This window comes from Bathymodiolus azoricus thioautotrophic gill symbiont (assembly GCF_001298715.1).
Lineage (GTDB): Bacteria > Pseudomonadota > Gammaproteobacteria > PS1 > Pseudothioglobaceae > Thiodubiliella.
The window spans coordinates 1-8816 of sequence record NZ_CDSC02000362.1 but is presented as its reverse complement, the minus strand read 5'-3'; the positions used below and the strand labels follow the sequence as shown (position 1 = coordinate 8816).

The window sequence follows — 8816 nt, the reverse complement described above, 5'->3', positions numbered from 1 at the left end:
GGCAAAATCTAATTTTTGCTGAGGTAAATGTGTTATTTATGTTTTAAATCAATGGGTTGTTGGTTTTTTAGGTTGGGCTATTTATGCTATAAAAATCCCAGTATTTTTCCCCCGATGTTACTCTGTGGCGTGAGCGTTAAAGTCCTGCTGTTATCTTCACCAGTGATGTGAATGATTAAATCAGCAGGAGCAACCATACCTTTGCCCAATTCTGCCCATTCAATCAGTTGAATAGAGTTGCCTTGTGAATATTCCCGAATGCCAATATATTCTAATTCCTCTGGGTCACTTAAGCGATAACAATCAAAATGATGAATATTAATCGTTTGATTTTGATAGCTTTCGACCAGTGAGTAAGTAGGGCTCTTGACACGCTTAAAACCAAAAGTTTGAATGAAGTTTCTTGCTATTGTGGTTTTCCCTGCACCCAAATCACCCTTTAGGTAAATAACGATAGAATTATTAAGATTTTTTACATTGCGCGCTAAGACTTGAGCAAATTTTGCCACTTCAATCTCACTGTGAAAGACTAGATTCACCCGAGGCGCTCTTAGAATAACTGCCACATATAAACGCTAAACACACTCACCAATACGATACCTTCGAAGCGATTAATCCTATGCTTTTTATGAAACTTATAAGATAGGATGAATAGCAGTAATGTAAGTAGCAGCATCACTGGGTAATCTCGAACAATAACTTCATCTGCCACTTTAGATGGATGAATAAGTCCAGGAATAGCAAGAACAGCAATGGTGTTAAATAGATTAGAGCCAATCACATTGCCAATCACCATCTCATATTGCTTCTTTAAAATGCTAGAGATAGATACCGCTAACTCAGGCAAACTGGTACCAAGTGCAATAATACTTAAACCAATGATTAAGTCAGATATTTCAAAGAATCTTGCAACTTCTACACCCCCCCATACAATCAATTTTGCACTAGAAATTAATACGATTAAACCAATGATAAGCATCAACCAAGTTTTTCCTGTTTGGTCTTTATTAACAGTTTGCTCAAATTCGTCGAATTCGTGGTGATTTGAATTTTTGGCACTTATTAAAGTGTAAGTTAAAAATAAAATCAGCAAAGACGCTAAAATCAAACCATCAGTCACGCCAAGATATCTATCCCATAGTAAGTAACCTGTCACAAGCGTGGCAACCATTAAGAACAGCCATTCTTTTTTTAGAACACCACTTTTTACTTCAATAGGAGCGATAATGGCACTCACGCCAAGCACCAATGCTATATTAAAAATATTAGAACCGATGGCATTGCCGATACTTAGCCCTGTATTGCCATCTATTGCCGCTAAGCCTGATACCAACATCTCAGGTGCTGAAGTGCCGAAACCAAAAATAAGCAAACCAATCACTAAAGGCGACACTTTGAAAATATTAGCAATCTTTGCGCCATTTTCAGTAAATGTATCAGCACTCCAAATTAAAAGTATAAAACCTGCTAAAAGAGCAATAATTGGTAGTAGAATGTCGGGCATAATTAATGAAGCAATAATTTTTTACTTATTATAGAGGCAAATGAATAAAACAGAATTTTTAATTGGTCGTAGTGGGCTTGATTTACAAGATGATTTTTATCCCGATGATTTACCCCAAGATTGGCGTTTTGATTATTATGCCGCTATCTTTAAAACACTATCATTGCCGATTGATACGGATGAAGATTTAGAGCAAATTTTTAGCGACATTGAAGAAGATGAAGAGAGTGAGTTTACGCTGGTATTAACGATTGAGTATTTGCAATTAACAGACGCAACAGCACTAAAAAAAACCCTAAGTGAAGTGCAAGACTATTGGCAACATTTTATTTTATTTTGCGAAGTTGATAAAGCACCAAGCACAGAGATGATGAAACTATTGTCTGGCTACAAAGTGTGCTTCCAATCATCTAAAACACTTAAACTGGGCTTACAAGAAGCGCAAGTCTCAGATGTAATATTGAGTTTTAATCAATATCCAGTGTTATATTCTGCACAGGTATGGGACGAAAAACAAATACGCATCTACCTTGAAAGCATCGTTGATGTCAACACTAAGACTGTCTTGATTTGCAAATTTGCAGAGCGAGAAACATTGGATAAAATTCGCATTATTGCTGAATTATTGGGTTTTTAGAGGCGTTCTTAATTTGAATATTTTACTAACACGCGCCTTAGCGCAAGTCCAACCATTGCAAACTTTGGTAAGTCAGAGTGGTTACAAGCCTATTTTGTTTCCCAGTTTAGAGGTTGAGGCGTTAAGTCATGTGCCGCTTAAAAGCCATTATGATGTGCTGATTTTTATAAGTAGCAATGCGGTTGAGTATAGTTTAGAAACACTTCAAAACTTAAAATATCAGCAGTGTAGATTTTTTGCTGTAGGCGTAGCAACTGCAAATAAACTTAATGAATACGGTTTTGAGGTTGATGCTTTTCCCAGTGAAAAAGCCTCTAGTGAAGCATTGTTGGCAATGTCAGAAGTTAAAATACTGAGAGGTAAAGATATTTTGATCTTTCGAGGCAAAGGCGGAAGAGAAACACTCAAAGAAGGACTGGAACAGCATAATACGGTTGAATATATTGAAGTTTATCAGCGTGTGGTGTGTAATACCACACCATTGCATCATAGCGCTTTGTCAGAATTTTTACAAAGTGACAAAGGTATTATTACCGCAACCAGTGTTGAAAATCTCACTGCACTTTTGTCAATAGTTGGGCAAATTGATACCGATGCGCTAAGCACAATCAAGCGTTATCCATTGGTAGTGTTAAGTGAGCGTATTAAAACTTTTGCACAATCTATAGGTTTTACCCAAGTTGAAGTTGTTACAAAAATTAGTGATGAAGGTTTACTTGAGGCGTTAACAAACTTGACAAAAACCTAAAATAGGTTTATTGTTAACCATAACTTATTTCTTGGGGGAATATTATGGTTAAGTTGAGTGTATCTAAGGCAGCAAGAATGTTGGGTATTAGTCGTTTTGATATTCAAAATCAAATCAATAATGGCAAACTGCAAACGCATGAAGGCTATGTAACAATAGACAGTTTGAGATTGGCGTATCCGAGTGTTAATATGAGTTCTGAGCAAGATCAGCATATTCAAAAAATGCAACAGATTAAGGATGACGCTATACATAAAATAGAAACTGATAACGCCATTCATGGTGCAAATGATAAAGTCTATCATGGTATTATCACCAATCTAAAGTCCAAACTTTATAAAGAAGAAATTAAAAATCAACATTATGAAATGGTGTTTTCTGAGCTTACTGAGCGACTAGATATTCTTGAGAAGCGGTGTCACTCTCAAGACAAAAAAGAATTACACGATCTACAAGGTTGGGTCAAATCTCAACATTAAGCATACTTTTATAAATGCTTAGCGATTTCTAGGGAAGGCTGAGAGCGATTCATTGAGTAGAAATGGAAATTATTAACCCCTTGCTCTTTTAGAGTTTGACACAAGTTGGTGACAACTTCCAATCCAAATGTGCTGAGTGAGTCAAGGTCATCTTGATACAGCTCTAATTTTTTTAAAATCCAATTGGGAATTTTTGCACCACACATATTGGAAAATCTTACCAGCTGTGTGTAGTTGGTAATCGGCATAATGCCCGGAATGATTGGAATACTAACACCGAGTTTTTCTATTTCATCAACAAATTTAAAATAAGCCTCAGCATCATAAAAGTATTGTGTGATAGCACCATCTGCGCCTGCTTTTACTTTGTCAGCAAAATGTTGTAAGTCAGTTTGTCTATTTTTGGATTCTGGGTGTACCTCAGGATAGGCGGCTACTTCAATATGGAAGTGATTGTTGTATTGCGACTTAACAAATTCAACCAGTTCATTGGCATAATGGAAATCACCAATATCACGCACGCCAGATGGGATATCACCTCTAAGTGCAACAAGCCGATTAATATTAACTGCTTTATATTGGTCAAGCAATTCAATAATAATTTCTTTTTTTGAACCAATGCAAGATAGATGAGGCGCAGCAACGACAGTGTCATTTTTTTGAATATCTAAAACTGTCTCTAATGTCGCCTCTTGTGTTGTGCCAAGTGCACCAAAAGTCACAGAAAAATATTCTGGATTGATACTACTCAGTTCTTGTCGAACTTGGTGTAAAGTTTGCTTGCCTTTTTCTGTTCGTGGTGGAAAAAATTCGAAACTTGTTTTCATTGGCATTATAAATGCTTGTAAAAAGCGCTAATTATAGCGTATTTGTATGGCGTTAAAGCTTTTGTCTAAGTCGCAACAATCGGGTAAAATAACTTTTTTTTGTTTAAAAGAGTGTGTATGTCGAAAAGTGATTATATTGAGTTAGAGGGTGTGGTTAAAGAAAAATTACCAAACACTACTTTTACTGTTGAGTTAGAGAATGGGCACAGTGTACTGGCACATATCTCTGGAAAGATTCGTAAACACTATATTCGTATTTTACCAGGAGACAAGGTGACTGTAGAAATGACACCTTATGACCTAACAAAGGGTAGAATCACTTTCAGACATAAATAAAAAAAAGATTAAGCCGATGTGGTGGAATTGGTAGACACGCTGGATTCAAAATCCAGTTCCGCAAGGAGTGACGGTTCGACCCCGTCCATCGGTACCAAATTTAAACTAAAGTGAATAATATGGAACAAGTAGATTTAATAACAGAAGCCTTAAACCTAACCCTTTTTGGGATGGGTTTTGTTTTTTTGTTTTTGACTTTATTGGTGTTTGTGACCAAGCTTATGTCAATTATTATTCAAAAAATACAAGATTCAACGCCAGTTGAAGCTGGAGCGCCTCATCGTGACGAGATGGCGGACGAATTGGATGAAGAGGCTAAGTTCGTGATAGAGCAAGCTATCAAGATGCATAGAGGGGCGTAGAGTATGATAAATTTTCTAAAGAATGTTATTCAAAAACCTACGACTGAAAATCAGAAGAAAGTAGAAATTACTGAGCTTGTTTTGCGAGATGCACACCAATCTTTATTTGCAACCAGAATGCGTATTGATGACATGCTGCCAATCGCTGATAAATTAGATAAGATTGGTTATTGGTCCATGGAATCTTGGGGTGGCGCAACTTTTGATTCTTGTATTCGCTATCTTGGTGAGGATCCTTGGGACAGAATTCGTGAAATCAAAGCAGTCATGCCCAATACCCCTCAGCAAATGTTGCTCAGGGGGCAGAATTTACTCGGTTACCGTCATTATAGTGATGATGTGGTGCGTCAATTTATTGAGCGTTGCGCTGAAAATGGCGTCAGTGTGTTTCGTATTTTTGATGCAATGAACGATATGCGTAACCTAAAAACGGCAGTTGATCAAACTGTTAAATTAGGTCAACACGCTCAAGGCACAATTTCTTACACCGTTAGCCCAGTGCATACCATGCAAACTTGGATTGATATGGCAAAGGCTATTGAAGATATGGGTGCCCATTCTTTATGTATCAAAGATATGGCAGGTTTATTGCGCCCTTATGATGCGTATGATTTGGTCAAAAAACTCAAAGCAACCGTTGATATTCCCATTCAGTTACACGCACATGCCACCACAGGCTTATCAACCGCTTCGATTGTCAAAGCAGTGGAAGCAGGCATTGACCGTGTGGACACAGCCATTGGCTCTATGAGCATGACTTATGGGCACTCAGCCACCAATTCAGTGGTGTCTATTTTAGAAAACAGCCCAAGAAAAACCGGCCTAGATTTGGCAAAATTAGAAGAGATTGACGCTTACTTTAGACCCATTCGTACCAAATATGCACAGTTTGAAGGCTCACTTAAAGGCGTGGACTCCAGAATTTTATTATCACAAGTGCCCGGCGGTATGTTGACCAATATGGAAAGCCAATTGCGCGAGCAAAATGCCCTTGATAAAATGGACGAGGTCATGGCAGAAATTCCACGCGTGCGTAAGGATTTAGGCTACATTCCATTGGTAACACCCACATCGCAAATTGTTGGCACACAATCGGTTTTGAATGTCTTAACAGGCGATCGTTATACAACCATCACCAAAGAATCCGCAGGCATCTTAAAAGGCGAATACGGCGCAACACCTGCCCCAGTTAATCAAGCATTGCAAACCAAAGTGCTAGATGGTAGCGAACCAATTACCTGTCGTCCAGCAGACAATATCGCACCAGAAATGCACATTTTGGAGCAGGAGTTTGACAAAATCGTGGCAGAAAAGGGTTTGACCCTAGCTGACAATAAAATCGATGATTTGCTGACCTATGCTTTATTCCCACAAGTTGGTATTAGCTTTATAGAAAATCGCGATAACGCCGAATTTTTCGAATCCGCTCCCAAGGTCGGCAATAGCGTTAATAATTCAACCGAAGAGGGCAGTTATACCGTGTCATTCAAAGGCACCTCTTACAAAGTTGATGTGTCTGCAGGCGGTAATGTCACCTCAATGAAGTCCGCTGTAGATGTCGTTGCGCCAGTAGCACCAACAGAAAAGCAAATGATTGACAAAATACCCAACGCAAATGCAGAAGAAATCGGCGCCCCGCTTTCTGGCAATATTTGGAAGGTAATGGTATTGCCTCATCAAAAAATCAATGAAGGCGATGTGTTGGTTATTTTAGAAGCCATGAAAATGGAAACTGAAATCAAAGCAGCCAGATCTGGCATAGTCGCCAGTGTTAGCGTCAAAGAGGGCGATGCGGTAACCGTAGGTCAAACCTTATTAAGCATGGTATAGCCCGCCTTGATCATTTTTATTTATTGCAAAGGTTTCTATGTGTCAATATCAACAATATTATTTTTCTAATTATTCATAATCACAAGGTCTCTCAATGGAACAATTAAACATGCTTTGGGCAAATACAGGATTACAGCAAATGGCTTGGGGTCAGGGGCTGATGTTGCTGGTGGGAATGCTGCTTTTATACTTGGCTATTGTTAAAAAATTTGAGCCATTGTTGTTGTTGCCTATTGGTTTTGGTTCGATTTTAGCCAATATTCCAGGGGCAGGTATCGCTGAGGGTAATGGGATTTTGCATATATTTTATGAAGTGGGCATTGAGTCGGGCGCCTTTCCATTGATTATTTTTATGGGTGTGGGTGCTTTGACTGATTTTGGGCCATTGCTGGCCAACCCTAAGACTTTGTTACTTGGTGCAGCAGCACAGTTTGGTATTTTTGCCACTTTATTGGGTGCCATTGGTTTGAGCGCCATGGGGATTTTTGATTTTAGCCTTAATGATGCCGCTGCCATTGGTATTATTGGGGGAGCGGATGGGCCGACCAGTATTTATGTGGCATCAAAATTAGCGCCCGATTTATTGGGGGCAATTGCCGTGGCTTCTTATTCTTACATGGCGTTGGTGCCATTGATTCAGCCACCAATTATGCGGGCGTTAACCACTAAGAAAGAGCGCCAAATTAAAATGGTGCAATTGCGTGAAGTCTCCACTGCGGAGAAAATTATTTTCCCCGTGATGTTGTTGATGTTGGTGGCATTACTCTTGCCAGATGCAGCGCCGTTATTGGGTATGTTTGCCTTTGGTAATTTGATGAAGGAATCAGGTGTGGTTGATCGATTGAGCGATACCACGCAAAATGCCTTAATTAATATTGTGACTATTTTCTTGGGCTTGGCAGTTGGCTCAAAGCTGATGGCAGATAAGTTTTTACAACCTGAAACGCTAGGTATTTTGGTGCTGGGTATGGTGGCTTTTGCCATTGGCACGGCGTGTGGATTATTGATGGCAAAATTAATGAACGCCTTTGGTAAAAATAAAATCAATCCGCTGATTGGCTCCGCTGGGGTTTCCGCTGTACCAATGGCAGCCCGTGTTTCTAACAAAGTGGGGTTGGAAGCCGACCCGCACAATTTCCTCTTAATGCACGCCATGGGTCCAAATGTGGCAGGTGTCATAGGCTCAGCGATTGCCGCTGGTATTATGATTCAATTTTTGGGTTAATTATTTTGCACAGAATATTTTTAAAAGCCAAACTCCATCGTGTAACCACCACTGCCAGTGAAGTGGACTATGAAGGGTCATGTGAGATTGACAGTATTTTATTAGATGCAGCAGGAATTGGTGCTTTTGAGCAAATTCAAATCTACAATATTAACAACGGCAATCGTTTTACCACCTATGCCATCCGTGGCAAAGACAACTCAGGCGTGATTTCTGTGAATGGCGCCGCCGCACATAAAGCACAAGTGGGGGATTTGTTGATTATTGCTTCTTATGCCAGTTATAATGAAATTGAAATTAAAAATTACATGCCGACATTGTGCTATGTTGATGATAAAAATATTTTAACCAAAGTAGGCGCCAGTATAAGCCTATGAAAGAAGTTATTCAAGATTATTGCAAAGGTCTCTCAAAGTTAGTTGTTAAAAATTAAATGACGATGAGGCGCTAATTTCATCAGGTTTAATTGATTCTGTGGCGAATTCAATCCATAAGTGCAACACTTCCATCTTGCCGTAGCGCTTTGCGATACTGCTTGTGTTGATGGCGTATACGCCACCTACCGCTTTGTTCTTAAGAACAAAGCGGTAGGTGGCTTCAATGCTGATTTTAACTTACCTTTCAAAAGTGATGTAATGCAATTTCATTACCCGAATATATTTACCCTGCTAACCTTTGATAAGCCGCCCGTCTGTTTAAGTTTACTGACTAATTTTGGAAAGAAGTTTAGGATTGGTAACAAGATTTCTCACGCCGTGTGCGTGATCTTCATTGAAAACATTACCTTTACACCATTGACCAACACTCTCAATATTAACTTTGGCTACTTTAGGTCTAACACGTCCAAGTAATACAAATTTTCAAAAAT

General features: G+C 39.0%; 11 protein-coding genes, 1 tRNA gene and 1 pseudogene. 9 read left to right on the top strand and 4 right to left on the bottom strand.

Going from position 1 to position 8816, the window contains the following annotated elements; translation table 11 throughout:
- Positions 1-86: 86 nt before the first annotated feature.
- Complete coding sequence (gene tsaE, locus BAZSYMA_RS07065; RefSeq protein ID WP_370460899.1) at positions 87-515, bottom strand: tRNA (adenosine(37)-N6)-threonylcarbamoyltransferase complex ATPase subunit type 1 TsaE; 429 nt, start codon at positions 513-515, stop codon at positions 87-89.
- A 35-nt stretch (positions 516-550) separates the two neighbouring features.
- Positions 551-1504: a calcium/sodium antiporter gene (locus BAZSYMA_RS07060; RefSeq protein WP_195910143.1), complete on the bottom strand. Its 954-nt coding sequence runs from the start codon at positions 1502-1504 to the stop codon at positions 551-553.
- A 40-nt stretch (positions 1505-1544) separates the two neighbouring features.
- Between BAZSYMA_RS07060 and BAZSYMA_RS07055 the strand changes: the two genes are divergently transcribed.
- Genes BAZSYMA_RS07055 through BAZSYMA_RS07045 form a run of 3 tightly spaced genes read left to right on the top strand, consistent with a single transcriptional unit; the run spans position 1545 to position 3368 of the window.
- Positions 1545-2141: a hypothetical protein gene (locus BAZSYMA_RS07055; protein ID WP_090717113.1), complete on the top strand. Its 597-nt coding sequence runs from the start codon at positions 1545-1547 to the stop codon at positions 2139-2141.
- Between the two features lie 13 nt (positions 2142-2154).
- Positions 2155-2889, top strand: coding sequence for a uroporphyrinogen-III synthase (locus BAZSYMA_RS07050; protein ID WP_090717119.1), 735 nt, complete (start codon positions 2155-2157; stop codon positions 2887-2889).
- A gap of 44 nt (positions 2890-2933) precedes the next feature.
- Positions 2934-3368 carry a hypothetical protein gene (locus BAZSYMA_RS07045; RefSeq protein WP_090717111.1) on the top strand — a complete coding sequence of 145 codons (435 nt, stop codon included), beginning with the start codon at positions 2934-2936 and terminating at the stop codon, positions 3366-3368.
- A gap of 8 nt (positions 3369-3376) precedes the next feature.
- Here the strand turns inward: BAZSYMA_RS07045 and metF are convergent, their stop codons facing one another.
- On the bottom strand, positions 3377-4195 hold the full coding sequence (metF, locus tag BAZSYMA_RS07040) for a methylenetetrahydrofolate reductase [NAD(P)H] (protein WP_090717116.1): 819 nt from the start codon (positions 4193-4195) through the stop codon (positions 3377-3379).
- A 117-nt stretch (positions 4196-4312) separates the two neighbouring features.
- Here metF and infA point away from each other — a divergent pair, with 117 nt between their 5' ends.
- The 6 genes from infA to panD all read left to right on the top strand — a co-directional run bounded on the left by infA (position 4313) and on the right by panD (position 8325).
- Positions 4313-4531, top strand: a complete 219-nt coding sequence (infA, locus tag BAZSYMA_RS07035) for a translation initiation factor IF-1 (protein ID WP_010645628.1) — start codon at positions 4313-4315, stop codon at positions 4529-4531.
- A 12-nt stretch (positions 4532-4543) separates the two neighbouring features.
- Positions 4544-4628 (top strand) — tRNA-Leu (locus BAZSYMA_RS07030).
- 22 nt (positions 4629-4650) lie between these two features.
- Entirely contained in the window at positions 4651-4893 is a 243-nt protein-coding gene (locus BAZSYMA_RS07025) for an OadG family protein (protein WP_090717108.1), read from the top strand.
- 3 nt (positions 4894-4896) lie between these two features.
- The gene (gene oadA, locus BAZSYMA_RS07020; RefSeq protein ID WP_090717105.1) at positions 4897-6723 is read left to right on the top strand and encodes a sodium-extruding oxaloacetate decarboxylase subunit alpha; all 1827 of its coding nucleotides are present in this window, start codon (positions 4897-4899) and stop codon (positions 6721-6723) included.
- 94 nt (positions 6724-6817) lie between these two features.
- Positions 6818-7948 (top strand): sodium ion-translocating decarboxylase subunit beta, encoded by a 1131-nt coding sequence (locus tag BAZSYMA_RS07015; RefSeq protein ID WP_090717102.1) that lies wholly within the window; start codon positions 6818-6820, stop codon positions 7946-7948.
- A 5-nt stretch (positions 7949-7953) separates the two neighbouring features.
- Positions 7954-8325 (top strand): aspartate 1-decarboxylase, encoded by a 372-nt coding sequence (gene panD, locus BAZSYMA_RS07010; RefSeq protein ID WP_090717100.1) that lies wholly within the window; start codon positions 7954-7956, stop codon positions 8323-8325.
- Positions 8326-8649: 324 nt separating this feature from the next.
- Here the strand turns inward: panD and BAZSYMA_RS10725 are convergent.
- Positions 8650-8790: pseudogene (locus tag BAZSYMA_RS10725) on the bottom strand (delta-class carbonic anhydrase); the annotation flags it as partial.
- Between the last annotated feature and the right edge of the window lie 26 nt (positions 8791-8816).

Coding starts and splice junctions, on each gene's coding strand:
- BAZSYMA_RS07045 (WP_090717111.1), top strand. CDS start 2,934: ATGGTTAAGTTGAGTGTATCTAAGGCAGCAAGAATGTTGGGTATTAGT.
- BAZSYMA_RS07060 (WP_195910143.1), bottom strand. CDS start 1,504: ATGCCCGACATTCTACTACCAATTATTGCTCTTTTAGCAGGTTTTATA.
- metF (WP_090717116.1), bottom strand. CDS start 4,195: ATGAAAACAAGTTTCGAATTTTTTCCACCACGAACAGAAAAAGGCAAG.
- oadA (WP_090717105.1), top strand. CDS start 4,897: ATGATAAATTTTCTAAAGAATGTTATTCAAAAACCTACGACTGAAAAT.
- infA (WP_010645628.1), top strand. CDS start 4,313: ATGTCGAAAAGTGATTATATTGAGTTAGAGGGTGTGGTTAAAGAAAAA.
- BAZSYMA_RS07055 (WP_090717113.1), top strand. CDS start 1,545: ATGAATAAAACAGAATTTTTAATTGGTCGTAGTGGGCTTGATTTACAA.
- BAZSYMA_RS07025 (WP_090717108.1), top strand. CDS start 4,651: ATGGAACAAGTAGATTTAATAACAGAAGCCTTAAACCTAACCCTTTTT.
- BAZSYMA_RS07015 (WP_090717102.1), top strand. CDS start 6,818: ATGGAACAATTAAACATGCTTTGGGCAAATACAGGATTACAGCAAATG.